Below are 24744 nucleotides of genomic sequence, written 5' to 3' on the forward strand. Positions count from 1 at the left end.
ACGCGGCAGGGCAGGGGCACCTAAGGGGCAGGTATTGCGCATAAACCAGGCGCCCGCCCGGTGTTTTAATCACCGGGCGGGCGCCTGAGATAGCCATCGATTAGATGTGGTATTCGGTCAGCTCGTACACATTCAGGAACTGGCGAATACGGGTGTCATCGCTGGCAAAGAAGCCCGCGGGAGCGCCGTTATAGCGCACGGAACCACCCTCCAGGAAGATAATGCGGTCGGCAACCTTCTGCGCGAACGCCATATTATGGGTCACGATCACCAGGGAACGATTCTCTGCAGCCAGATCCATGAGCACGCGAATCACTTCTGCCTCCAGTTCCGGGTCCAGCGCACTGGTCGGCTCATCAAAGAGCAGATAGTCCGGCTCAACCGCTAGGGCACGGGCAATAGCCACGCGCTGCTGCTGACCGCCCGAGAGGTTATCCGGGTAGGAGTCAGTCTTATCGGCAAGACCCACCTTAGCCAGCAGCTCCTGAGCCTTCTGCGCCGCCTGAGCCTTGCTCAGCTTGCCGTTGAGTACGGGAGCCAGAGCAACATTCTGTGCTGCGGTGTAGTGCGGGAAGAGGTTAAACTGCTGGAACACCATTGCCGAGTGCTGGCGCAGGGTGCGAATAGCATCCTCAGAGAGCTTGGAGGAGAAGTCCACGCTATCGTTCTCAATGCTCAGCACGCCCTGCTCAGGGCGCTCCAACAGGTTAAAGCAGCGCAGCAGGGTGGACTTACCGCTACCGGAGGGGCCGAGGATAACAGTGGTTTCGCCATCTGCAATCTCCAGGGAAATATCCTTAAGCACCTGGGTATCGCCAAAGCTCTTGTGCAGGGAATCCAGTTTAAGCATTGCGGCTCCTTAGGTGACGGTTGCTGCGCTTTTCCAAATAGCTCTGACCGATGCTCAGCAGGGTGAAAATCACCAGGTAAATCAGAGCAACCTCGGTGTACATTGCCATGGGCTCAAAGGTACGCGAAGCAATCTGCTTACCGGTCTGGAAGAGATCCACCAGGGAAATCACCGAGACCAGGGAGGTACCCTTGACCAGGTCAATCAGGTCATTACCCAGGGTGGGCAGTGCAATGCGCACAGCCTGAGGAATCACCACGTGACGCAGGGTTTGCAGACGGGTGAAGTTCAGCGTTGCAGCCGCCTCAAACTGGCCGCGGGGGATAGAAGCTACCGCCGCACGGAACGTCTCGGCAACATAGGCACCGGTGTTTAGGCTTAGGGTAATAATCGCTGCGTTCCACACATCCAGGGTCACACCAATGCTGGGCAGACCGTAGAAAATAATGAACAGCTGCACCAACAGGGGGGTACCGCGGAAGATCCAGATGTAAATCCACGCCAGCCATGCCAGGGGCTTGATGCTGGAGGCGCGCAGGGACGCCGCCACGGTGCCAATGAGCAGTGCCAGGGCGAAGGAGATGAGCGTAAGCGGGATGGTCGTTGCCACGGCTGCCGTGAGCAGCTGCGGCAACGAGTCTGCCCACAGGTTTAGATAGCGATCCATAATTCCTTAGCGCTATTTCTTCTTGGGGCTCAGATCGACGCCCACAAACTTTTCGTAAATTGCCTTGAAGTCACCATTATCCAGGTGCTTCTGGATGGATTCGTCGATGGCCTTCTTCAGAGCATCTTGACCCTTTGCGATCAGAATAGCGGCATCGGAGCCGGGACCGACTTCGCCCTCGAGTAGGCGAATCTTGGTGTCGGGGTGCTCCTGCTGGTATGCCTTGAAGGTCACCAGGTCGTTAGCGGTCATCTCGGCACGGCCAGACTTGACCATTTCCACGGACTCGTCGAATCCGGCAACGATGATAATCTTAGCACCGCGTTCTTCCATGAGGGTGCGGAAGTTCGAAGTTTCGGACTGAGCGGAAGAGTGACCGGAAATTTCGCTGGCGGACTTCAGCGGAGAGCTATCCAGAACCGCCACGCGTGCCTCGGAGTAGGCGTAGGGGATGGAGAAGTCGTACTTCTGCTTGCGTGCCTCGGTGGGGGAGATGTTGTTAATTGCGATATCGTAGCGGTTGGATTCCACGCCGGCAATCAGAGAGTCCCAGGGGGTCTCGATGTATTCTGCGCTCACGCCCAGATCCTTGGCGATTGCTTCGGCAATTTCGTATTCGATGCCGGTGAGCTTGCCGTCTTTGTCATGGTAGCCGAAGGGACGGAATGCACCCTCCAAGCCGATGCGAATCTTGCCGTTTTTCTTGATTTCTTCGAGCTTGTTCGCTACCGAGCTGGAGTTAGAGGAAGAGCATGCTGCCAGAGCTGCTGCCAGTGCAGAGGCGCCGGTTGCTGCCAGAGCGGTGCGTCGGGTAATGATAGTCATGGGGCAATCCTTATATATTCTTTTAGCTATATTGCTAGATGGATATAGATACTGAGAGTTTTCACGCCGCGAGGAGCCTCTCAACGCAGAGTCGGGTTCCTCGCGGCGTGCTTAAAAATGGGGCTATGCCAAGGATTCGCTAATAGCGTCCAGGCCACGCTTGAGATCAGCAATCAGATCGTCAATATCTTCAATGCCGATTGCCAGGCGAATCAGACGATCCTCAATACCGAACATATCGCGGTGCTCCTGCGAGTAGGAGCCAAGCACCATATGCGCCGGCAGGGATACCAGGGATTCAATACCGCCCAGGCTCACCGCGAAGGTGAACACCTGCAACTGCTTGAGGAAGAGCTTGGGATCGGCACCCTCAACCAGGGTCATGGAAATCAGCGCGCCCACGCCCTTTGCCTGACGTGCGTGAATCTCAGCTTCCTTTTCGGAAGCGCTACCGGCGTAGAGCACGCGCTCAACGGCGGGGTGAGACTGAAGGAATTCAATAATCTTGTAGGTGTTCTCCTGCTGGCGGTCAATGCGAATCGCCATGGTCTTACACTCCTGCAGCAGGCGGTAAGAATCCATGGGGGAGAGCATGGAACCGGAGACCATCTGGTTGTGCCACAGGCGCTCTGCCAGCTGGTCGTTATTGGTTGCGGCAACGCCGGCGAGCAGGTCTGCGTGACCGCCCAGGTACTTGGTGGCGGACTGCACGGTAATATCGGCGCCCAGTTCCAGGGGACGCTGCAGGTAGGGGGTCATGAAGGTGTTGTCTACGACCACGATCGCACCGTTGCGGTGCGCAATTTCAGCAACATGCTGGATATCGTGCACTTCCAGGGTGGGGTTGGTGGGGGACTCGAGGAAGACCATGGTCACGTTACCCTCGAAATCAGCATCGCTGAGGGTGCTGAAGTCCTTGACGAAACGGGTCTGCACATTGCGCTGCGCCAGCTCAATGGTGGCAAAACGGTAGGAGCCGCCGTAGATGGGCATACCCATAATCACGGTTTCGCCTGCCTTGAGGATGTTCAGTGCAGCGGTGGTTGCCGCCATGCCAGAGGGGTAGACGTAGGCGTGCTTAGCGTCTTCCAGCGCCGCCATGGTCTTTTCTGCGGCTTCTCGGGAGGGGTTGCCACCGCGCTGGTATTCGTAGGGACCCTCTACATCGAGGGGCTGAGCGTAGGTGGTGGTGGTGAAAATGGGCGGCAGAATGGAGCCGTACTGGTTATCTTCCGTCAGGTGGATTGCTCGGGTGGTGAAGCCTGCCATGATTCCTTCTTTCGACTCGGCTGAGTGCTTTCTTCGCTTAGCTTACCCACATTTGGGGCTCTCGGGTAGTTTGTGCGCTTCTATGTGTCATATGACTTAATATTTCGCGGTCGGAGAGAAATGTTACGTAATATGTCAGCTGCTCCGAGGCTTTTTCACCCTTTTGTGACGTGCTGACGAGAATATTGCGGAGCTCTATACACCCCTATGGACTACCCGGATACGAGAGAAAACCTGAAAATAGAGCAATCGGGCCTCCACCGTGAAAAGGTGACGGCCCGATTGAGCTCTGACATGCTCTAGGAGCGCTAGAGCTTATGCCTTGGGGGAGAGATCCTCGTTGACGTACTTAATGTAGATCGCCTTCAGATCACCATTGTCCAGGTGCTTCTTAATGGACTCGTTGACTGCGTCCACCAGGGCCTGCTGACTCTTGGGCATGAGCACTGCCGCATTGGTGCCCGCGCCCAGGGAACCCTCGAGCAGTCGCAGCTTGGAGTCGCTGTGCTCCTTCTGGTACTCGGCAAAGGTCACGGAGTCGTTGGCGGTCATATCGGCACGACCCGAGTTCACCATTTCCACTGCCTCATCAAAGCCGGTAATGGTGACAATCTGAGCACCCTTGTCTTCCATAATCTTGCGGAAGTTAGAGGTCTCGGACTGTGCGGAGGTCTTGCCGGAAATCTCGCTGACATTCTGCAGCGGGGAGGTCTTCAGGACCGCAACCTTGGGCTCGGAGTAGAGGTAGGGGACGGAGAAGTCGTACTTCTTCTTGCGTTCCTCGGAGGGGGAGACATTGTTAATAACAATGTCGTAACGGTTGGAGTCCACGCCGGCAATCAGGGAATCCCAGGGGGTTTCAATGTACTCTGCGGTTACGCCCAGGTCCTTGGCGATCAAATCGCCCAGTTCCTTTTCGAAACCTGCCAGGGTGCCGTCTGCCTGATGGAAGCCGAAGGGGCGGTAGGTGCCTTCCATGCCGATACGGATCTTGCCCGCCTTCTTGATTTCTTCGAGCTTGTTCGCTGCCGAGCTGGAGTTGGAGGAGGAACATGCTGCCAGGAGTGCGGTAATACCCAGTGCGCCTGCGCCTGCCAGTGCGGTTCGACGGTTAATTGCCACGGAAAGTGCCTTTCTTTGTCTGTGTTGCTTCTCTAGTGTAGCCAGTGAATGCAACACAGCCCAATGCGGGTTTATCCCGTTTTAAGGCGTATACAGCCTATCGATATAGCTCAGCGGTGCTTTCAAAGAGCTATACCCAGGCATGAGTATTCTGTGCAAAGATACGAAAAGATGAGCCAATCTTTTCAGAAATAGTCTCAATATAATACCCATAGCGGCGGGTCAGGGTCGCGTATTTGCACAATGCAGAGTGCTAGCGTGTATGCAAGCGAGAATACACTACGAACTATAGGGGTAATACAAAGGGTGGGGCGTATGGATATACGCCCCACCTTAATGCTCTATTAAGCAAAAACCTGTAGATACTTCAAAAGTATTACTTCAGGACCTTAGCAATCTCTTCCACAACAACCTGAGCTGCGGTAATACCTGCGTTCATGTAGAACGCATCTGCGTCTACAGCGTAGGCGTGGTTCTCGGAAACAGCCTTCAGAGTGGACCACAGAGCCTCGCCGGTCAGCTTGGAGTTATCGCCGGACTGAACTGCATAGAACAGGTAGTCAGCATCAGCCTGATCCAGCTGCTCGGCGCTAATATCCACGCTGGTCTTAGCAACCTGCTGGGATGCGGGGCGATCCAGGCCGGCATCGGTGGTGATGGAGCCGGTGAAGGAGGACTTAGCGAAGATGCGGGTGCGGTCAGCAGAAGCGTAGAGGAAGGAGAAGGTCTTGCCCTGAGCGTTTGCCATCTCGCCCAGCTTCTTAGCGGAAGCCTCGTAATCCTTGAGCAGCTGCTCTGCCTTCTGTACAGCGCCCATAGCGTGAGCGATTAGCAGGAAGTCCTGCTTCCAGTTTAGACCCTGGCCCTCGGTGACCACAACGGGAGCAACCTTGCCCAGGGACTCGTAGATAGCTGCATCCTTGGCGGTGGAGTTGATCAGGATCAGATCGGGCTTGAGGTTGGTAATAGCCTCAATGCTCGGAGCGGTACGCTTACCGACCTTGGTGATAGCGTCCAGCTCAGCTGCCTTATCTGCGTACTTGGTCTTGAGGTATGCGGGTACACCGTCTGCTTCCTTAGCGTCTGCAACACCAACAGGCACAACCCCCAGTGCCAGCACGTCATCAACCTGACCGGTGGAGATCACGACAATCTTCTTGGGCTCGGACTCAATGGTGGTCTCACCCTTGAAGTGCTTAACGGTACGGGGGAAAACGCCGTCAGCAACGGTGGTGCCCATGCCGCCGGGCAGAGCGGAGGGGGCGGGCTTGGAAGAAACGGATGCGCCTGCGGAAGCACCGGAAGTAGAGGAGGAGTTCGAGGAACCGCAAGCTGCCAGAGCCAATGCGCCGAAGGAACCCAGGGCCAGCGCGCCGAAGGAACGGCGCGTAATGTTACGGGAAATATTAGTGTTTGCCATTGTATTAGGATAACCTTTTATGAGGGCTAGCGCTATCTTGGGCAGAAGTATGACGTTAATATATTGCATAATAGTCTAGCTATATTGCGAATATATATACTGAGAGTTTCTGTTACTGAGTGCTCGTCTACTGGTGTAACCCCGAATAATCGTGGAAATACCCACCGATACATCACCGGCAGGTGCCGATTTTCAAAAATCAGCACCCGACGGATCCCCATAACGGTGTGCCCACCGGCGCATCGCACATACCCAACACGCAGTCACAGAAAACAGATGAGTACCACACAGCTTCCTCGCGCTGATCGTGAATCAGCCACCCCGAGCGCACGCCGCCGTCCCGGTAGCAGCGCAGATCCCAGCGTATCCAAAAAACGTCAGAATACATACTGGCTACTCGCGCTCATTATCGGCCTGGTACTGCTGGCGGTGCTCCTTATTGCATCCCTAGCCAGTGGCTCCCGCATGCTCAGCTTCGATCGCTCGCTGGACGGCTTCCTGCACCCGGACGCCAACACCCTCGAAGCTAAACTCATCTGGGCAAAGCGCATGCCCCGCACCGCCGCCGCCCTGCTGGTCGGTATCGGCCTGGCACTGGCGGGCGTGCTCATGCAGGCGCTCAGTCGCAACCCCCTGGCAGAACCCGGTCTGCTCGGCGTGAACTCCGGCGCTGCTGTTGCCGTGGTGGTCTCCACCGGCATTTTTGGCCTGAGCGATAACAACGTAAAGATGTGGTTGGCGCTCGCCGGATCCGGTGCCGCCGCTGCCCTGGTCTTTATTATGGGCGTGGTGGATTCCAAACCGAATCTGGACTCCACGGCTCGCCTGGTACTCACCGGTGTTGCAGTCAACGCCTGCCTGGGTACCATTACGGGCATTATTACCATGTTCAACTCCAAGGCTTTTGACTCCCACCGTTTCTGGGTGGTTGGCTCCCTGGAAAACCGCACCTATGAGCAGGTCTACGCCGCCCTGCCGTTTATCGCCGTGGGTGTTTTGCTATCCTTCCTACTGATTGGCCCCCTGCGTGCCCTGGCACTGGGCGAGGACGCCGCAGCCGGCCTGGGCGTGCCCGTCACCTGGGTACGTGCCGGTTCGATTGTGGCAATTATGGCGCTCTGCGGCGCCTCCACCGCTATTGCCGGCCCCATCGGTTTTGTGGGTCTGGTGGTTCCCCACGTGATTCGCCTGCTGGTGGGCGCCGATATTGCGCGCGTGCTACCCCTGGCCCTGGTCTACGGCCCGGTGCTCATGCTCGCCTCCGATGTGCTCGGTCGCGTGATTGCTATCCCCAGCGAACTGGAAGTCGGTATTGTGACCGCATTTATTGGTGCCCCTGTGCTCATGCTGCTGGTCATGCGCATTAGTTCCGGTTCGAAGGGCTCCAAGCGCGGCCGGATGGGTTCCAAGGCAGTAGCTCACGATCTGGCAGAAGGGCAGGGCTCATAATGAGCGTACAGACGATTTCTCGCGCGGGCGTATCCTCTCCTCCCGCTATTCCCGGACACTACCGCACCCCCCTGGGGCGTACCCTGTTGGTTATTGGCATAGGGTTGGCGGTCGCGGCGGCAACCCTGATTCTGGGTGTCTACGATATTACCCCCGATCGCGTGCTGCAGGTGCTCTTTAGTGGCGCCGGTAGCGATACCGACCGTATGATTGTGCTCGATCAGCGCCTGCCGCGCATGATTGCTGCCTTTATGGTGGGTGCCGCTCTGGGCCTGTCCGGTTCGATTTTCCAGTCGGTGTCCCGTAACGCCCTGGGTTCGCCCGATATTATTGGTTTTACCGTGGGTTCGGCAACCGGCGCGCTGATGATTATGCTGGTTGCGGGCACCAATATTAGCGGTCTTGGCGTGGGTGCCGGTGCAATTATGGGTGGTTTTGTAACCGCGGCGCTGGTTATGCTCCTGGCGGGTGTGCGCGGCGGTGCCTCCATGGGTCAGAAGATGGTGCTGATTGGTATTGCTGTTTCGGCAATGCTGGCTGCGGTGAATGATTATTTGATTACTCGCGCTTCCCTGGAGCGTGCGGAGGCGGCAAAGACCTGGCAGCACGGCTCGCTCAATGCTCTTTCTTGGAATCAGGTGACTGTTCCGGCGCTGGTGCTGTGCGCTGTGATTCCCGTGGTGCTGCTATTGACCGCTCAGCTGCGCACCCTGGAGTTGGGCGATGATTTGGCGTCCGGTTTGGGTTTGAACGTTCGACGCACCACGAACCTGCTGATTGCCGGTGCGGTGGCTCTGGTGGCTATTGCGATTTCTATTGGTGGCCCGATTGGTTTCTTGGCGCTGGTGGCTCCGCAGATTGCACGTCGGTTGTGGAATACTCCGGGTGCGGCGCTGTGGCATTCGGCTCTGCTGGGCGGTATTTTGCTCATGCTGGCTGATTTCATTGCTTCTCATGCACTGCAGCCTTTCCAGTTCCCGGTGGGTTTGGCGACCGGTGCTGTGGGCGGTTTGTATATGCTGTGGTTGCTGCGTAAAACCCGTTAGCTTATAAATCCCCAAAGCCCCTGTGTCTCGTATCTCAATGAGATAAACACACAGGGGCTTTGTAGCAATAATGGGCTATCTTGTTAGCCGAAATAAGCACGAAGAGTCGCAAGATAGCAAGATACGCATCGGCAAGGGAGCGTAGACTTAAACCATGGGTTTTATCTGCGAAGGACGCTATATTATTGAGCCTCTGGTGTCGGGAGACGCACCGAAATACATTGACCTACTCTTAGAGTGCATGAGCGAAACTTACGATCCGCTCATTGCCCCCGGTTATGGAGCCAAGCACCGCGTTAACCGCGAAGAAATGATCGCCCGCGCCGCCGAAGACTTCGCGCGAGTCGATGCGCGCGCCTTCCTCGCCTATGAGAACCCCTCCTGGGAACCCAGCGTGTCCCTCTCCTGCGCCGTGGGTGGGCAGGTGGACTGGGATAAACCGGTTGGGCTCGTGCTATCCCACTGCCATGTTGCCGATTGGGAACATAAAGAAGGCATTGATGACCCGCCCGCGGGCGCTCGCAAGCTGAGCAATCTCTACACTCTGGCACGCACCCACGGCACCGGTCTGGGCACCGCCCTTTTTGAATCGGCAATCTACCCCGAAGAGGTCGCCTATGCCTGGGTGATTGCAGAAAATAAGCACGCGATTGCCTTTTATGAGCGTCACGGTTTCCAGCTGGAGCAGCCGGTGTTTAATGCTCTGGGGCTGTGGGCTCCGGCGCATTCTCAGCGCATGAGTCGCGGCTTCTAGGCGCCTCGTAGGACCTTAAGCTCAAGGCCTCCGTTACTCTCGCTGAGAGTGTATCGGGGGTCTTTGTGCTTGTCAGGGCATTATTTTGAGCCCGTCCAAAGAAGTGAAAGAAAAATTTTCTTAAACTGTCTGTTCCCTTCTATAGGCTGTAGTCACACATCGCGAGGGGCACCACCCCGGAACGCGGATACAGAAATCAACCACATCCTAAAGGAAGGACTAGCAATGGAAAAGTATTTTGCTGACGAACAGGTCAACGGTGATCTGAACCTGATTTTTAGCACCGGCCGCATGGTCGATATGGAGCGCTTCGACGTTGAACGGGTACGTCTCTGCGTGCAGAAGACCCTCAGCGATCCTAAGCTGTACGCCGAGACCTTCTTGCGTGCGCCGCTTTCCCGCACCAGCGAGCGTATTTTTCGCCCCGCAGCGGTGAATATGCGCGATATGGAGGCTGCCGCTCAGAATGCCCTGGTCATTAAGTTCCCCACTCTGGATGCCAGCGGTGACTACCGTGTGGCGCTGCGATTCGGTCGCCTACACGGTGCCTCCAACATTGTGCTGACCCATATGGGGTTCCAGTTCACTCGCCCGGGCGCAAAGAAAACCTGGCATATGCACTGGGCTCACGAGGTCATGAATCTAGACCTTTACCTGCTGGGTAATAGTGCCTCCTGCGCCGAAGGAGTCAATGGGGCGAACCTCTACGCAGTGATGTCCATGGTGGAAGCGGCAATGGTTGGTACTGATCTAACCAAAGATATGCTCAAGGAAGCAGACTTGCCCGTTGAGCTGCGTAATCGCCTTACGCGCCACCGTCGCGATGCTTTGCGTATTGCTCGCAAGTCGGTGGGTCTTGCCGCCTAAGGTTTGGAATCTATGCGGCACTTCCGGTCGCGTAAAAACCTGTAATTACAAAAATTCGGAGCGCATTTCGCCCGGTAAATTCTTCACCCCGTAGAGCTAGACCCCGGTACCGCTGTCGATACCGGGGTCTACACTATCAATTTCTGGGCAGATACTACCCTAGAACCAATTCTTACGCTTAAACACAGCCACCAGAATCAGCACGGAAATCAGCATGAGTCCCAGAGCCGCCGGGTAGCCGTACTCCCAGTGCAGCTCCGGCATATCATCAAAGTTCATGCCGTACACTGAACCCACAATGGTCGGCACCATCAGCAGCGCTGCCCATACAGAAATACGCTTCATATCCTCATTCTGCTGCTGACCGACCAGGGTATCGTGCACGCGCAGAGCATTCTCCAGGGAGGAACGCAGATCCTCCAGACCTTCCTTAATGCGCACGGTGTGGTCGTACACATCGCGGAATTGGCGCAGCAGCTCGGTACGCTCGGTGGCAATATCCTCAGCTCCCGCGCCGGGGAAGGGAGTAATGCTCATGGTGCCATTGCTAATATATTCGGTCAGGCGCGGCAGCATACGCTCTAGGGGCTTGACCGCGCGCTGAAAATCAATCACCTGGGTCAGCAAGGCGTAAATACGCTTCGCCAGATCGCGATCTAGACTAATATCGTCGGCAAAGAGCGCATCCTCAATCTGGTCATTATCGTGCTCCAGGCCTGCCAGCACGGGCGCGTAGCCGTCTACCATGGAGTCCACCATGCGGTGCAGCAGGCGCGCCGGGGACATATCGGGTGCGGCAAGAATCAGCGCCAGTTGCTGCTTATCGCGCATCTCGCCCTGGGTGCGCATACTATCGCGGGTGAGTGCCACAAAGTACTTCTCGCCCATAAAGACGTGGGTTTCGCCCAGTTTCACTTCTTCGCTATCGTCCAGGTACACGGCGGGTCGGCCGACCAAAAAGAAGGAGCGGTCATCGTAGCGTTCCAGCTTGGCACGCTGATGACCCTGGGAGGCATCCTCCACCGCCAGATCGTGCAGACCAAAGAGCTCCTGCAGGCTATTGAGCTCGGTGGCGTCCGGGTGGGCGTAGCCCATGGCTACAAAGGAGGAACCTGCGCGGTAGGCGTCGGCTGCCTGCTCAAAGCTAATATCCAGATGCGCCGGGCCTTGGGCGGGGTAGTTGGCGCCAATCAGGTAGGTCACGAATGACTCCTATTCGTACAAAGAGTGAGCATAAAAATGCCGGGTATTCGCGAAGGAATACCCGGCATTATGAGCCTGTATTCAGGCGTAAATTAGTCGATCAGATCGCGAACCACAATGGTCTGGTCGCGGTCGGGGCCCACACCGATAGCGGAAATACGGCAACCGGAGATTTCCTCCAGCTTTTCAACGTACTTGCGTGCGTTTTCAGGCAGCTCATCCAGGCTCTTGGCGTCCGAAATGTTCTCGGTCCAGCCGTCAAAGTATTCGTAAATGGGCTTGGCGTGGTGGAACTCGGTCTGAGTCATGGGCATCTCGTCGTGGCGTACACCGTCCACATCGTAGGCCACGCAGACCGGGATTTTCTCCAGGCCGGTGAGCACATCCAGCTTGGTAATGAACAGGTCGGTGAAACCGTTAATGCGCACAGCCTGGCGTGCCAGGACCGCGTCATACCAGCCGCAGCGACGGGGGCGACCGGTGTTCACGCCGAATTCGCCACCGGTGGTGCGCAGGAATTCGCCCATCTCATCAAAGAGTTCGGTGGGGAAGGGACCTGCACCCACGCGGGTGGTGTATGCCTTCTGAATGCCGATCACGCGGCTGATGCGGGTCGGGCCCACGCCGGAGCCCACGCAGGCGCCACCGGAGGTGGGGTTCGAGGAGGTGACGAAGGGGTAGGTGCCGTGGTCAACGTCCAGGAAGGTTGCCTGGCCGCCCTCCATCAGCAGGGTCTTGCCCTCGTCCAGGGCGTTGTTGAGCAGCTGGGTGGTTTCAACGATCATGGGCTTCAGACGCTCAGCGTAGGACATGAAGTACTCGACGATTTCGTCGACCTCAACATGGCGGCGGTTGTAGACCTTGACCAGCAGCTCGTTCTTCTGGCGCAGGGCACCCTCAACCTTCTGGCGCAGAATGGACTCGTCGAGCACATCCTGCACGCGAATGCCCAGACGGCCTACCTTATCCATATAGGTCGGGCCGATGCCGCGGCCGGTGGTGCCGATGGCGCGCTTGCCCAAAAAGCGCTCGGTGACCTTGTCCATGGTCTGATGGTAGGGGGCTACCAGGTGCGCATTGGCGGAGATCTTCAGCTTGGAGGTGTCCGCGCCGCGTGCTTCCAGGCCGTCGATTTCGGCGAAGAGAGCTTCGGGGTTGACGACCACGCCGTTACCGATCACGGGGGTTGCGTTTTCGCTCAGAATACCGGCGGGTAGCAGCTTCAGTTCGAACTTCTGGCCGTTAACGACCACGGTGTGGCCGGCGTTATTGCCGCCATTGGGCTTGACCACGTAGTCTACGCGGGGGCCGAGCAAGTCGGTTGCCTTGCCCTTGCCTTCGTCGCCCCACTGGGCGCCTACGATCACGATCGCTGACATTTCAAGCTCCTTGTAGTTGCTGTACCCGCTTCATTCCGGGCGCTAGGTCTGTATCTATGCCCGCACGCCTGGCGTGTGGACATACCTTAAACCATGATACCCCGCTAGCACGGGGCAACACTAGCGCCCCGGCGCGAAAGTGTGAAACTTTCGAACCGGGGCGCTGGCGGCGGGTGTTACTTAATGAGTTCCCAGAAGGTCAAGGGGTAGGAGTAAATTTCACCGCGGGAGGCGGCAATAGCACCCAGAATGTGGAAGATCAGCATCATGGCGCCGGTAATGAGCAGGACAACGGGCACCAAAATGCTGGCAAGACCCAGGGTAATAATGGTCAGCAGAATGGACGCCGAGTTAATCAGCCAGAGATTGAAATTGAAGTTAAAGGCGCGGCGGGTGGACTCGCGGGTAAAACCGTAGCCGGGCTTGTCTTTGTAGATAAACCAGAAGATCAGCGGAGCGATAATGCTCAGGGTATTCGCAGTCAGTAGCATGGCGCCTAGGCTGGAGAGGTGGGATACGACCGCCATATTCTTAGCGTCTGCGGGGATGGGCTGGGATAGGGGTGCGCCGGGCTGGTACTGGCTCATGAGTCTCTCTTTTCGTGTGTTCGGGCTATCGTAGCCGCGCGGTGTACGGGTGGTTGGTGGGCGCTGTTGCTCTAGCGCCTCGTCTTGATTCCAGTTTAGGGTGCCTGTCTATGTTCTGGCTGTGAAGCACTTAAATATGACTTAAGCCTTTTCTTGAACTTGAGGTGGGTGCACTGTGGGACTGCTGCTCTCGCTGGGTGCGCGAATGCCGAGGGTAATTCGTGGTTGACCTGGGTAAATGGCGCGCGTCACCTCGATTTTGGACACCCAAACACCGCTATTTCAGGCTATACGTAGCTGTTTATGAGCTATGTCTCTCCAAGTTCCAGCTCGTGAAATATATATCCAAATACTGAAATTTTTATGAAATTGCCTTAAATCTCTCCCTGAAGATGGTAAAACCTTTAAGTGATGTCACTCATGTGATGCAGGTCTAAAGCTGGGCCTCTCACCACACACATCATCCATCCAAAGGAGAATACATGAGCGCGAAGTTCAACCCGAAGCTGCTCACCAAGAGCTGCTTCTCCATGGCACTGGGTGCAACCCTTGCCATGGGCGCGACCGTTCCGCTGCACGCAACGGTCACCACCCCCCAATACGACGACTCCGGTGCGCGAACCAACACCGCCGAGCCCCGCGAAGTGCTCAGCGACAGCATGAAAACTGCCACCGGAAACATCCCGGTCTTTGTGCAGTTCAAGGGTAAGGGCGCATACTCCCAGACTCAGCCGCAGGGCGTGCTGCAGGGTAAGCAGGAACCTGTCAGTGCTCAAGCACAGGTGCAGGCGATCCAGTCTCAGGTGCAGTCCCAGGCGCAAACCGCAGCCCGCGACACCGGATCCGAGATTCTCTACACCACTCACAACGCGATGCGCGGTGTAGCCCTGCAGGGTGACGCGGAATCCATCCGCAACCTGGCCAAGCGCAACGATATTGAACGCATCACCCCCATTGTGCTCAAGCACCGCCAAAACGCCGGTGCAGCCCTGGACACCAAAACGGTACAAACCTGGGCTCAGCAGCAGACCGGCTACACCGGTAAGGGCGTGACCATTGCGGTGCTCGACTCCGGTATCGACTACACTCACGCCGACTTCGGCGGCCCGGGCACTGAAGAAGCCTACCTGAAGGCTCAAAAGTCCGAGTCTCTGCCCGATGCCGACTCCGGCCTGATCGACCGCACCAAGCTGATCGGCGGCCTGGATTTGGTGGGTGACGACTACGACGGCTCCGTGGCTGAAAAGAGCACCCCCAAGCCCGACGCGAACCCGCTGGACTGCAAGCCTGAAGGCCACGGTGCGGGCGGCCACGGCACCCACGTGGCCGGTACCGCTGCAGGTTACGGTGTGAATGCCGACGGCACCACCTTCCGCGGTGACTACAGTAAGCTCACCGCAGAGCAGGTCAGTCAGATGAAAATCGGCCCCGGCACCGCACCCGAGGCGAAAATTGTGGGCATCCGCGTGTTCGGCTGCTACGGCACCACCGGCGTGGTCCTTCAGGCACTGGATAAGGTGCTCGACCCCAACGGTGACGGCGACTTCAGCGACCGCGCACAGATTATTAACATGTCCCTGGGTGGCGAATTCGCCCCCAAGGACGACCCCGAATCCTATCTGGTAGACACCCTGGCACGTCAGGGCATTCTGACCGTTGCAGCCGCCGGTAACGCCAACGGCTACAACGGTGCAGGTGACACCTACTCCGACTCCGGTTCGCCCGCGAACTCCGCCAGTGCCATTTCGGTAGCTAACGCCTACGGCTCCACCTCGATTGTGGACCGTGTGAAGGTGCTGGCACCTGCCGATAAGAACGGCAAGGAATACGGTGGCGACTACTCCAAGAGCTTTGACTACACCAAGGCCACCAAGGAGCAGCTGACCGGCACCGTCGTGGCGGCAAGCAAGGAAAACCGTTACGGCTGCCAGGCATTCTCGGCTGAAGACGCCGCGAAAATCAAGGACAAGTGGGTGTACATCGACTGGCATGACGAGGCTGGCGACTACCCCTGCGGCTCCAAGGTGCGTTTTGATAACGCCCAGGCAGCCGGTGCTAAGGGCGTGGTGCTCTCCTCCAACGTCAATAACCCCGGTGTGGGTATTGCCGGTAACACCACCATCCCCGGTGTGCGCCTGTCTAAGGACTCCTACGCAGAACTCAAGGGTGATATTGAGGCCGGTACCCTCAAGCTGGAGCTGAGCGCCGACTACCTGGGTAGCGGTCGTGTTCCGGCAGATGTGCCGTTCTCGCTCAACACCTCTTCGGCTCGCGGCCAGCACGGTAGCGACGGGTTCATTAAGCCCGACGTTGCCGCCCCGGGTACCGAAATTATTTCGGCTGCTGTTGGTGGGGGTAACCGCGGCGTGTCGCTGACCGGTACCTCCATGGCTAGCCCGCATGTGGCCGGTATTGCTGCCCTGGTGGCTCAGGCTCACCCCGAGTACACCCCGGCACAGATTAAGGCTGCCGTGATGAACGGCGCCTCCACCACCACCGCAGACGCTGACGGCCACGAATACGCTGTGGACCGCACCGGTGCCGGCATGGTGAACGCTCAGAAGGCTGTGAACACGAAGGTTCTGGCGTACAATAGCGCCCGCGCCGACTATGTGTCGCTGGCTCTGGGCACTGTTGAATACACCCCCGATGCGGGTGTGCAGCAGGTGGCTCGTGAAATCACCCTGGAAAATAACGACTCGGTGGCTCACACCTACACCACCAGCTACAAGGCAAGCACCGAAATCCCGGGCGTTAGCTACTCGCTGCCGTCCACGGTGACCGTGCCCGCCCACAGCAAGGTGCAGGTGGCAGTGACCGTCAGTATTGACCCGGCTAAGCTGGAAAAGAGCCAGGACCCGGCCATGGTCAAGAAGCAGTCTTCGGTGGATTACAACACCGGCAAGACCATTATTGACGAGCAGGTACGCCAGTACATTGCCTCCGCTTCGGGTCGTGTGCTCTTTAGCGAAAACGGCCAGGAGGCTCTGCGCGTTCCCGTGCACATTGCCCCCAAGCCCGTTTCGGCGATGAAGAGCGAATCCACTATTCCTTTCGAGGGTAGCAAGGCTAAGGCGACGGTTAAGCTCAGCGGTACCGAACTGAACCAGGGCGGCTACAAGTCGCTGCTGGGTGCCTTCGAACTGGGTGCAAGTAGCGATCAGCTGCCGATCTCTTCGCTCTATGTTGCCTCGAACTCGGGTGCCGACCTGCAGTATGTGGGTGCCGCCTCGGATGCCCCGGCGCTCAAGCGTGCCGGTAAGGACCCGAACACCGGTAACCTCTACTTCGGTATCTCCACCTGGGGCAAGCGTGAAACCCTGAACCCCGGTATCTACTTCTATGTATACATTGATACCAATAATGACGGCACCTACGATTATGCTCTGCATACCTCCCGTGCCAAGGGTCTGGACTACCCGCTGACCACCGTCTACAAGATTGACGGCGAGAAGTACGTTCAGCTCAAGCAGTACCCCATCAACAATGTGTGGGGCGATATTGACACCAACCTGATGGACACCAATGTGTTCGTGATGGGTGTGCCGTTGGCTGATTTGGGTCTGACCGCTGAAAAGGCTGGCGAGATCAGCTACATGGTTCAGGGCGATAGCTACCAGAGCCCCGGTAAGGACATCGACCACACCGACCGTATTGTGTACAAGCCGTTCGCTCCGCGTATCTGGTTCACCGGCACCGAGAGCGCAGCCCCCGGTTTCTTCTCTGACGCACCGGGCGAACTGACGGTACGCCGCAGCTCCGTAGATGCCGACGCGAAGGCTCTGCTGCTGCACATGCACAATAAGAGCGGTGAGCAGGCTCAGGTGCTGACCCAGGCGGTCAAGGCACCGGATGCCAAGGTCACCCCGCGCTTTACCGACGTGTCTGAGAACGACATGTTCTATAAGGAAATCTCGTGGCTTGCTGATCGCCATATCACCACCGGTTACGCTGACGGTACCTTCCGCCCCCTGCAGAATGTGGAGCGCGGCGCGATGGCGGCGTTCTTCTACCGCATGGCTGGTTCCCCGCAGTTCACGGCTCCGAGCACCCCGTCCTTTAGCGATGTGCCCACCAGCCACCCCTTCTACAAGGAGATTGAGTGGATGAAGGCGCAGGGCATTACCACCGGTTACCCGGACGGTACTTTCCGCCCGCAGGATTCGGTGAACCGTGACGCTATGGCGGCGTTCTTCTACCGCATGGCAGGTTCCCCGGCCTTTGATGCGGCAGGTGCCCCGCAGTTTAGCGATGTGCCCAAGGATGCCATGTTCTACAAGGAAATCTCGTGGCTGGCGTCCCGGAAGATTACCACCGGCTTCCCGGATGGTTCCTTCCACCCGACTGAGGCTATTCACCGTGATGCTATGGCGGCATTCATTTACCGCTACACCTTCCCGGATCGTATCTCCTAGATTCTAGGTAGTCTCTAGATTCGCCCTAGAGAACCGGTGATACGTCAAAGCGGCGGTTCCCATTGAAGAATCAATGGGAACCGCCGCGTTTCTGCGCTCTTATATGTAGAGGCTAAAGAGCTAAGCCTGCTGAGTCGGCTGCGCTTGGCCCGCGCCGGGAGCATTCAGACGGGTCATATCCGCAAAGGGGATGGGGCTTTCAGGCACGAACTTCACGGGTTTGAGGGGGAAGTAGTAGTTCGCACCCGAGTTGAACTTCACCGCGGAGATAATGGTACACACTAGACTCATAATGCCCATAGCAAGCAAGCCCAGACCGGAAATAGCCATGAGGATAATGCCGATACCAGCACCCGCTCCGGAGCCCTGGCTTACTCCAACGAGAAGTGCGCCCAGAATATTTACGGCGCCAATACCCAGACCCCAGAAAGTCAGGGTAATGCTAAAGTTCAGCATGCGCGCCAGGGCGGTGTGCGCACGCTGATACCCGGGCTTGTCCTTGTACACCAAGAACATAATAATCGTGGCAATAAGGCTCAGCATAGGAGAGAGGGCACCGAGCATCGCAATAGTGCGTGCATCGCTTGCCTCGGGTGCGTAACCGGGGATAGCGGTCATGGATGATTCGGAGGCATAGGCCTGCTGATTCGGCTGGCTCTGGTAACCCTGCTGGTTATAGTAGGGACCCGGGTACTGCTGGTTCTGGTTGCCGCCCTGCGGAGGGGCGGGCTGGAAACCTGCGCTCTGCTCGGGTTGAGGAGGAAGTGGCTGCTGAGGCTGCGCCTGCTGGGGTGCGGGGGTCGACTGAGCGGAAGGGTTCTTTTCTGCTTCCGGATCGAAACCATAGGAGGACATAATCATTTCTTTCTGATCATCGGTTGTTGTCTTAATTCTAGAAAGGAGTCCTGACTTTTTAGAGGCTATTTCCCATATTCAGGGGCAATACACAGCTATAGGCATCCGAAGGAGCATAAGAGCGTACACTTAAACCATGCGTGAATTACAGGCACAGATTGTCCAAGAAATGGGCGTTAAGCCCTCCATGACCGGCGAGCAGGCACAGCAGGAGATCTCCTCCCGCGTGGCGTTCCTCGCCGACTATATCCGCGCCACCGGCACCCGCGGCCTGGTGCTGGGCATTAGCGGCGGTATTGATTCCACCCTTGCCGGCCGCCTGTGCCAGCTGGCGGTTGAGCAGCTGCGCGAAACGGGATACGATGCCCGATTTATTGCCGTGCGCCTGCCCTATAAGGTACAGGCAGATGAAGCAGACGCTCAGCAGGCACTGGACTTTATCCAACCCGACCGTGCCGTCACCTTCAATATTGCCGACGCCGTTCAGGGTTTTGACGAAGAGTACACTCGCGCGCTGGGCGAGAGCATGACCGATTTCAATAAGGGCAATGTGAAGGCGCGCGCTCGCATGATTGCCCAGTACGCTATTGGTGGCGACTACCGCATGCTGGTGGTGGGTACTGACCACGCCGCGGAATCCATTACCGGTTTCTTTACCAAGTTTGGCGATGGCGGTGCGGATGTGCTGCCCCTGGCGGGTTTGAATAAGCGCCAGAACCAGCTGCTGCTGCAGATTCTGGGTGCTTCTGAGCGTCTGTGGGCTAAGGTACCCACCGCCGATCTGCTGGATGGCACCCCGGGTCGTAAGGATGAGGACGAGCTGGGCATTAGCTACACCCAGATTGATGACTACCTGGAGGGTAAGGAGATTGACCCCGCGGTAGCCGATAAGCTGGAGGCTATTTATCTGCGCAGCCGCCATAAGCGCGCCCTGCCGGTAACCCCCGCCGATAGCTGGTGGAAGTAACTTTCACGTGCATATAGGCTATGAGGTATAGTGCCCTGTTCCCCGGTTTTCCGGGCAACAGGGCACTATTATTTCTCGGCTATATATCTGGCAATCTATGATGTATGATCTGCTTTCTGATCATCCTCAACCGGCACAACGCCGTCAGTATCAGGAATACGCGTGCCGCCGCTGATCACAAAAAGCAGAGTACCAATAGCCGCTGCGGAACTGAGCGCCACCGGGAAGGACAGAGCCAGACCCTCAAAGCCAAAGAGCGCATCCCCGGCAAGCACGCAGAGCACAAAGCACACACCCAGTGCCGCCGTGGCACCTAGAGCTGCCAGGCTTTTGGCGCATGCCTGGAAATAGGAAATCCACAGCACCACCAGACCGTAACCCACCGTGGAGCACACCAGGGCGGTGAAGACAATATCGGCGGTCCCCGCTAGGGCACTGCCTCCGGCAAGGTAGAGAGCCCAGTCGCTGAGCACCAGAGCAGGCACCATAAAGCCGCAGGCGGCAACGCAAATAAAAATCACGGCGCTGCGCAGGCAGGCGCGCAGGCGCGCACGATTCCCGGCACCCCAGCTATAGGCAAAGAGCGGAATGGCGCCCATGGCAATACCCATACACAGGGTTTGGGGAACCATAATCAGACGAATAGAAACACCGAAAGATGCCGTGGCTGCCTGACCGTATTTAATCGAAAGATGATTCAGCAGCAGGGTAGAGAAGACAATAAACATGCTCTGCGCCAGCTGTGAGGCGCCCACACTGAGCACCGGACGCACAATCTGAGCCGCGCAGGAAAAATCACTGAGCTTGATTGAGAAATAGGGGCTGTGCTTACCCAAAAAAATCAGGTAGTAGATAATCGCCGCTACATTCGCGCACGCAATAGCCCAGGCGCTACCGGTGGCGCCCATGCGCAGCTGCACAATCAGCACATAGTCGGCAAGTAGATTGGCAAGCACGCCCCAGATGAGCCCGTACATGGACTGCTTGGCGTAGCCCTCGCCGCGCACCAGCTGCTCCAGGGTGAACATGAGCAACCAGAGGGGCGCGCCCAGCAGCAGAGCCAGCACAAAGCCACTGGTGGCTGCATACACCTCCGTAGAGCCCGACGGGGCACCCGCGTGCGCAGCCTCGACAGAAGCGCCCAGCATATGCAGCAGGGGATCCAGGGCTAAACAGCCAAGCACTGCCAGGAGCACCCCCGCGCCCAGGGAAGCGTAGCAGACAAAGGAACTCAGAGCCTTCGCCCGGGACGTATCGCCCGATCCGAGCATACGCGCCAGTAGAGTGGAGCCGCCCACGCCAAAAAGACCGGCAATAGCGGTAATAGTACCAATCACCGGGTAGCCCATAATGAGCGCGGCAAGGTCAGCAACCGAGCCGTAATGACCCACAAAATAGGAATTCACCACGTTATACAGGCTGGTGATGGCAAGACCGGCAGCCATGGGAAGCCCCAGGGCTAGGATTGCACGCATAACGGGGGCGTCGCGCAAATAGTAGATATTGCGGCTGGAGGTTGCCATGCCGCTGGCTTCAAGGATTGCACTGGCGTCGTTGTGTTCGGTCGCCACGGGCTCTCCTTTCCGGTCTGAGTGTGACGTGTACCCGTTCAGAAGGGTACTGAACAGGGTTTAGCATCTCTATCATAATCTCTCCAGCTGAAAGAAAGCTTGGAAGAGCCCCGCGCGGCGCACACACAGCTACCCGGCGGTGCACAAAACCCCGCCTCTAGAGTGTAGAGACGGGGCAGATGCGAGCGCTAGGGACTAGTGCACGGTATCAGCGGCAATAGCGTCATTAGCACCCTCGGGGGCAACCTTCGCGCCACCGGTCATCATAAAGAGCACGCCACCGAGCAGGCAAGCAAAGACCTGGGTGAGCGGGAACGCCCACACCAAACCCTCAAAACCAAAGAGCTGGTTGCCAAACCACACGGCGGGGAAGAAGAGGAGCATAATGCCCACGGTCAGCAGGGTTGCGGGCAGACCCTGACCGGAAGCCTGGAACCACGCCACAAACACAATGCTCACTGCGTTAAAGACTGCAGCCAGCATGAGCGCAATCAGCACCTTCTCACCGGTTGCCACCAGGCGGTGGTCACCCATGAGTTCCAGCAGAGGAATGCGGAAAAGCAGCACGGGCAGGCTCACCACGGCGGAGGTCACCACGGACATAATGGTCGCGGTCTTCAGGGCAGACTTAACGCGTGCCATATTGCGGGCGCCGTAGGAGTAGGCGTAGAGCGGAATACCGCCCATGCACAGACCCATGCACAGCATTTCGGGAATCATATTCAGGCGCATTGCCAGACCGAAGGCAGCCACCGCATCGTCACCATAGCCCGCCGCGAGGTTATTGAGCAGCAGGGAGGAGAGAATCAGGTTCAGGCTCTGGAAAAGCTCTGCGGCACCAATAGCGAATACGGGAATCATAATCGCCTTGGAGAGGGTGAAATCGCTCAGCTTTGCCGAGAAGTTCGGGCTCTTACGGATCAAGAACTGTAGGAAGTATATAAAGGATGCGGCATTAGCGAATAGCATTGCCCAACCGGCGCCGGCGATACCCCAGCCCAGCCACGCAATCAGCACGACGTCGGCGATGCAGTTGACCACGGTGCCGATAATAATACCGTTCATGGACTGGGTTGCGAAGCCTTCACTGCGTACCAGCTGCTCCAGGGTGAACATGCCAATGGCTACCGGGGCTCCCAGGAACATGAGGATTACAAAGGTTTTGGTGGGCTCAAAGGAGGCGTCGGTGGCACCCATAATGTGGGTAATGGGGTCCGCCGCCAGAATACCGGCACCGGCTGCCAGCACGCCGAGTATCAGGCCGGAGTACAGAGCAAAGGAGGTGACCTTGGGGATGGATTCATTCTTGCCGTCACCGAGCAGTCGGGAGGCGAGAGTGGAGGAGCCCAGGCCAAAGACGCCCGCAATCGCCATAATCACACCGAAGATGGGCACGCCGTAGCCGGTTGCCGCCAGCTCTTCCACGCTGCCGTAGTGACCCACGAAGTAGGAGTTTACGGCATTGTAGATGCTGGTAATGGCTAGGCCTGCCGCCATGGGGATGCCGAGCTTCATGAGTGCGGTAACAATGGGGGCATCTTTGAGCAGGTAAATATTCTGGGGGTCTTGGGTTTGGTTCTCGGGCGCGTTATCTGTCGCTACGGCAGATGCCTGGGGGTTTTCAGTCATAGTTGTCCTTGGGCTAAGAGAGTCTGTGAAGTCTAGAGATATGCACCCGGAAGTGATACGGAGAGTATAAGGGTGCGGAAAATACTCATAAAAGTCTAACAGGTACCTGTAGATTATGCAAGGGGTTATCCGGTCGGTGCCAGCACATACAAAAAGCCGGGTGCAAGCATGCAGCTCACACCCGGCTCAGTGGCTAAGTCTTAGAACTTAACGCGCAGGTAAATCGGGGAGGAAGCACCCGGAGTGCTCAGATCGGCGCTGTATTCCTTCACGGTAACACCGCCATTCTCCATGAAACCGCCGTGAATAGCGCGGCCATTGCCAATGTACAGAGCAATATGCTGCTGCGGGCCGGAGTACGCACTACCAGCGGGCCAGTAGAAACCGTTACGATCCCAAATAATCAGGTCGCCGGGCTGTGCATCCTTACGATCAATAATGGTACCCAGAGACTTGAACTGAACGGGGAAGCCGTCAAAAGAAATACCGGCTGCGTACAGAGCCTGGGATACCAGCTGGTTGCACCACAGGGGCTGACCAATGAGCTGACGAGCCTTAGCGATCATTGCGTTCGCCTTAGCGTTGTTGGTTGCCGGTGCGTTAGAAGCAACCGGAGTCTGGGAGCTAGCAGCGGGAGCTACCTCCTGAGCAGCGACAGTAGTCTCTGCCTTCGGCAGGTCGTTGACGATGTGGGGGCTATCCTGCAGTGCCGGACCCTCCGGGTTTGCTGCTGCAACAGCGGAATTGGAGGCGTCGGTAACGTCAACGGCAGCCGGAATCTCGCCAAACGCTTCTGCGCTTGCCATAACACCCAGCAGAGCCACGGGGCTAGCTGCCAGGATAGAGCGACGAGTCAAATCTGCCATATGAAAAAGTCCTTACATCGGGGTGTGCATGCCCCATTATTTTCGAATCTAGTCGGAAATTATCCCTATCTAAGGTACCGGCTCCTGTGGATAAACGCAATATATTACGCCTCTATGAGCTAATTCTGGGCAGAAAAGGCCTCAAGTACTACAGGAAGGTTAATACCTTCCCGTAGCACTCGAGGCCTCTATCTAGCTATCCCTAAAACGGCTGTTTTAGCGGGTCCCACAGGAAGTAAAACGCCGAGACCCAAGCTCGAATCGAATGAATTAGGGGCGCAGGCGGTTCTGAGCCGGTGCGCTCGCCACAGCCTGGGCAATCGGAGTGGAGCCGTCAATAAAGGGCAGAGCCTTGTGTACGGTGCTCTCATCGTCAATAACAGCTGCCAGCACTGCGGCAACGGTTGCCCGGGCAACGGTGCGGGAGACAAGCTCATCCAGTCCACCCACTGCAAGCTGCAGATCCAGGTCAATACCCCCGGCTTCGCCATCTACCAGGGCACCCGGACCCAGAATGGTGTAGCGCAGGGAGGATGCGCGCAGATGTTCATCGGCGGCTGCCTTCGCCTCGGCGTAGGTGTAGAAGCCATTATCGGGGTCAATGCCGTGATTCGGGTCTGCGCCCAGATAAGAGACCATAATATAGCGCTCAATACCTGCTGCGGCGGCGGCATCCATGGAGCGAATGGCGGCGTCGCGATCCACCGCGTAGGTACGCTCGGGACCGCCCTGACCCGCAGCACCCGCAGACCATACCAGCACCTGGGTATTCAGCTCCTTAAGCAGGGTGGCAATCTCTTCCACGCTCATGGATTCAATATCGGCAACCACCGGTGCGCCACCCAGAGCGCGAATATCTTCGCTCTGGCTTTCTTTGCGGATAATGGAGTGCACGCTGTGACCGGCTTCAATCAGCAGGGGAGTGGCCAGCAGTGCGACCTTGCCGTGACCGCCAATAATCGTAATATTCATGGTGTTGTCCTTAAATTTCTCGGGAAACTCT

20 protein-coding genes are annotated in these 24744 nt (G+C 57.4%); 6 read left to right on the forward strand and 14 right to left on the reverse strand.

All coding sequences use genetic code 11. The annotated features are described in order from the left end of the window. Positions 1-100: 100 nt before the first annotated feature. The 6 genes from Q4P78_RS04645 to Q4P78_RS04670 form a co-directional block, all read right to left on the reverse strand. Positions 101-850 carry an amino acid ABC transporter ATP-binding protein gene (locus Q4P78_RS04645; protein ID WP_303339188.1) on the reverse strand — a complete coding sequence of 250 codons (750 nt, stop codon included), beginning with the start codon at positions 848-850 and terminating at the stop codon, positions 101-103. Continuing rightward, the gene (locus tag Q4P78_RS04650) at positions 843-1517 is read right to left on the reverse strand and encodes an amino acid ABC transporter permease (protein WP_303339189.1); all 675 of its coding nucleotides are present in this window, start codon (positions 1515-1517) and stop codon (positions 843-845) included. The genes Q4P78_RS04645 and Q4P78_RS04650 overlap by 8 nt, the downstream gene beginning before the upstream one ends. A gap of 12 nt (positions 1518-1529) precedes the next feature. After that, positions 1530-2342 (reverse strand): transporter substrate-binding domain-containing protein, encoded by an 813-nt coding sequence (locus Q4P78_RS04655; RefSeq protein WP_303339190.1) that lies wholly within the window; start codon positions 2340-2342, stop codon positions 1530-1532. 123 nt (positions 2343-2465) lie between these two features. Beyond that, positions 2466-3611 carry a PLP-dependent aspartate aminotransferase family protein gene (locus Q4P78_RS04660; protein ID WP_303339191.1) on the reverse strand — a complete coding sequence of 382 codons (1146 nt, stop codon included), beginning with the start codon at positions 3609-3611 and terminating at the stop codon, positions 2466-2468. 315 nt (positions 3612-3926) lie between these two features. Then, positions 3927-4733 carry a transporter substrate-binding domain-containing protein gene (locus Q4P78_RS04665; RefSeq protein WP_303339192.1) on the reverse strand — a complete coding sequence of 269 codons (807 nt, stop codon included), beginning with the start codon at positions 4731-4733 and terminating at the stop codon, positions 3927-3929. Positions 4734-5109: 376 nt separating this feature from the next. Further along, the gene (locus tag Q4P78_RS04670; protein ID WP_303339193.1) at positions 5110-6153 is read right to left on the reverse strand and encodes an ABC transporter substrate-binding protein; all 1044 of its coding nucleotides are present in this window, start codon (positions 6151-6153) and stop codon (positions 5110-5112) included. Between the two features lie 276 nt (positions 6154-6429). On the opposite strand from Q4P78_RS04670, the gene Q4P78_RS04675 reads away from it, so the two are divergent. The 4 genes from Q4P78_RS04675 (at position 6430) to Q4P78_RS04690 (ending at position 10269) form a co-directional block, all read left to right on the forward strand. Continuing rightward, on the forward strand, positions 6430-7602 hold the full coding sequence (locus Q4P78_RS04675) for an iron ABC transporter permease (protein ID WP_303339194.1): 1173 nt from the start codon (positions 6430-6432) through the stop codon (positions 7600-7602). Then, positions 7602-8648 (forward strand): iron chelate uptake ABC transporter family permease subunit, encoded by a 1047-nt coding sequence (locus Q4P78_RS04680; protein WP_303339195.1) that lies wholly within the window; start codon positions 7602-7604, stop codon positions 8646-8648. The genes Q4P78_RS04675 and Q4P78_RS04680 overlap by 1 nt, the downstream gene beginning before the upstream one ends. 154 nt (positions 8649-8802) lie before the next feature. Continuing rightward, a complete protein-coding gene (locus Q4P78_RS04685; protein WP_303339196.1) occupies positions 8803-9402 on the forward strand; it encodes a GNAT family N-acetyltransferase in 600 nt (199 codons plus the stop codon). Between the two features lie 225 nt (positions 9403-9627). Then, positions 9628-10269, forward strand: a complete 642-nt coding sequence (locus Q4P78_RS04690) for a hypothetical protein (protein ID WP_303339197.1) — start codon at positions 9628-9630, stop codon at positions 10267-10269. A gap of 159 nt (positions 10270-10428) precedes the next feature. Here the strand turns inward: Q4P78_RS04690 and Q4P78_RS04695 are convergent, their stop codons facing one another. The 3 genes from Q4P78_RS04695 to Q4P78_RS04705 form a co-directional block, all read right to left on the reverse strand. Beyond that, positions 10429-11472, reverse strand: a complete 1044-nt coding sequence (locus Q4P78_RS04695; protein ID WP_303339198.1) for a magnesium and cobalt transport protein CorA — start codon at positions 11470-11472, stop codon at positions 10429-10431. Between the two features lie 92 nt (positions 11473-11564). Continuing rightward, a complete protein-coding gene (locus Q4P78_RS04700; protein ID WP_303339199.1) occupies positions 11565-12851 on the reverse strand; it encodes an adenylosuccinate synthase in 1287 nt (428 codons plus the stop codon). A gap of 176 nt (positions 12852-13027) precedes the next feature. Then, positions 13028-13438, reverse strand: coding sequence for a DUF4870 domain-containing protein (locus tag Q4P78_RS04705; RefSeq protein ID WP_303339200.1), 411 nt, complete (start codon positions 13436-13438; stop codon positions 13028-13030). Positions 13439-13920: 482 nt separating this feature from the next. Between Q4P78_RS04705 and Q4P78_RS04710 the strand changes: the two genes are divergently transcribed. Continuing rightward, positions 13921-17853 (forward strand): S8 family serine peptidase, encoded by a 3933-nt coding sequence (locus tag Q4P78_RS04710; RefSeq protein WP_303339201.1) that lies wholly within the window; start codon positions 13921-13923, stop codon positions 17851-17853. Between the two features lie 120 nt (positions 17854-17973). Here Q4P78_RS04710 and Q4P78_RS04715 read toward each other — a convergent pair whose 3' ends face one another. After that, the gene (locus Q4P78_RS04715; RefSeq protein WP_303339202.1) at positions 17974-18708 is read right to left on the reverse strand and encodes a DUF4870 domain-containing protein; all 735 of its coding nucleotides are present in this window, start codon (positions 18706-18708) and stop codon (positions 17974-17976) included. Between the two features lie 136 nt (positions 18709-18844). On the opposite strand from Q4P78_RS04715, the gene nadE reads away from it, so the two are divergent. Beyond that, positions 18845-19675, forward strand: coding sequence for an ammonia-dependent NAD(+) synthetase (nadE, locus tag Q4P78_RS04720; protein ID WP_303339203.1), 831 nt, complete (start codon positions 18845-18847; stop codon positions 19673-19675). Positions 19676-19770: 95 nt separating this feature from the next. On the opposite strand, the gene Q4P78_RS04725 is transcribed toward nadE, so the two are convergent. The 4 genes from Q4P78_RS04725 to Q4P78_RS04740 all read right to left on the reverse strand — a co-directional run bounded on the left by Q4P78_RS04725 (position 19771) and on the right by Q4P78_RS04740 (position 24713). Further along, entirely contained in the window at positions 19771-21246 is a 1476-nt protein-coding gene (locus tag Q4P78_RS04725; protein WP_303339204.1) for an MATE family efflux transporter, read from the reverse strand. Positions 21247-21441: 195 nt separating this feature from the next. Further along, positions 21442-22875 (reverse strand): MATE family efflux transporter, encoded by a 1434-nt coding sequence (locus tag Q4P78_RS04730; protein ID WP_303339205.1) that lies wholly within the window; start codon positions 22873-22875, stop codon positions 21442-21444. A 200-nt stretch (positions 22876-23075) separates the two neighbouring features. After that, positions 23076-23741 (reverse strand): C40 family peptidase, encoded by a 666-nt coding sequence (locus Q4P78_RS04735; RefSeq protein WP_303339206.1) that lies wholly within the window; start codon positions 23739-23741, stop codon positions 23076-23078. Positions 23742-24011: 270 nt separating this feature from the next. Next, complete coding sequence (locus Q4P78_RS04740; RefSeq protein WP_303339207.1) at positions 24012-24713, reverse strand: NAD(P)H-binding protein; 702 nt, start codon at positions 24711-24713, stop codon at positions 24012-24014. Positions 24714-24744: the final 31 nt, after the last annotated feature.

The organism is Rothia sp. (in: high G+C Gram-positive bacteria) (genome assembly GCF_030540545.1).
GTDB lineage: Bacteria > Actinomycetota > Actinomycetes > Actinomycetales > Micrococcaceae > Rothia.

Coding starts and splice junctions, on each gene's coding strand:
- Q4P78_RS04645 (WP_303339188.1), bottom strand. CDS start 850: ATGCTTAAACTGGATTCCCTGCACAAGAGCTTTGGCGATACCCAGGTG.
- Q4P78_RS04650 (WP_303339189.1), bottom strand. CDS start 1,517: ATGGATCGCTATCTAAACCTGTGGGCAGACTCGTTGCCGCAGCTGCTC.
- Q4P78_RS04655 (WP_303339190.1), bottom strand. CDS start 2,342: ATGACTATCATTACCCGACGCACCGCTCTGGCAGCAACCGGCGCCTCT.
- Q4P78_RS04660 (WP_303339191.1), bottom strand. CDS start 3,611: ATGGCAGGCTTCACCACCCGAGCAATCCACCTGACGGAAGATAACCAG.
- Q4P78_RS04670 (WP_303339193.1), bottom strand. CDS start 6,153: ATGGCAAACACTAATATTTCCCGTAACATTACGCGCCGTTCCTTCGGC.
- Q4P78_RS04675 (WP_303339194.1), top strand. CDS start 6,430: ATGAGTACCACACAGCTTCCTCGCGCTGATCGTGAATCAGCCACCCCG.
- Q4P78_RS04680 (WP_303339195.1), top strand. CDS start 7,602: ATGAGCGTACAGACGATTTCTCGCGCGGGCGTATCCTCTCCTCCCGCT.
- Q4P78_RS04685 (WP_303339196.1), top strand. CDS start 8,803: ATGGGTTTTATCTGCGAAGGACGCTATATTATTGAGCCTCTGGTGTCG.
- Q4P78_RS04690 (WP_303339197.1), top strand. CDS start 9,628: ATGGAAAAGTATTTTGCTGACGAACAGGTCAACGGTGATCTGAACCTG.
- Q4P78_RS04700 (WP_303339199.1), bottom strand. CDS start 12,851: ATGTCAGCGATCGTGATCGTAGGCGCCCAGTGGGGCGACGAAGGCAAG.
- Q4P78_RS04705 (WP_303339200.1), bottom strand. CDS start 13,438: ATGAGCCAGTACCAGCCCGGCGCACCCCTATCCCAGCCCATCCCCGCA.
- Q4P78_RS04710 (WP_303339201.1), top strand. CDS start 13,921: ATGAGCGCGAAGTTCAACCCGAAGCTGCTCACCAAGAGCTGCTTCTCC.
- Q4P78_RS04715 (WP_303339202.1), bottom strand. CDS start 18,708: ATGTCCTCCTATGGTTTCGATCCGGAAGCAGAAAAGAACCCTTCCGCT.
- nadE (WP_303339203.1), top strand. CDS start 18,845: ATGCGTGAATTACAGGCACAGATTGTCCAAGAAATGGGCGTTAAGCCC.
- Q4P78_RS04730 (WP_303339205.1), bottom strand. CDS start 22,875: ATGACTGAAAACCCCCAGGCATCTGCCGTAGCGACAGATAACGCGCCC.
- Q4P78_RS04735 (WP_303339206.1), bottom strand. CDS start 23,741: ATGGCAGATTTGACTCGTCGCTCTATCCTGGCAGCTAGCCCCGTGGCT.
- Q4P78_RS04740 (WP_303339207.1), bottom strand. CDS start 24,713: ATGAATATTACGATTATTGGCGGTCACGGCAAGGTCGCACTGCTGGCC.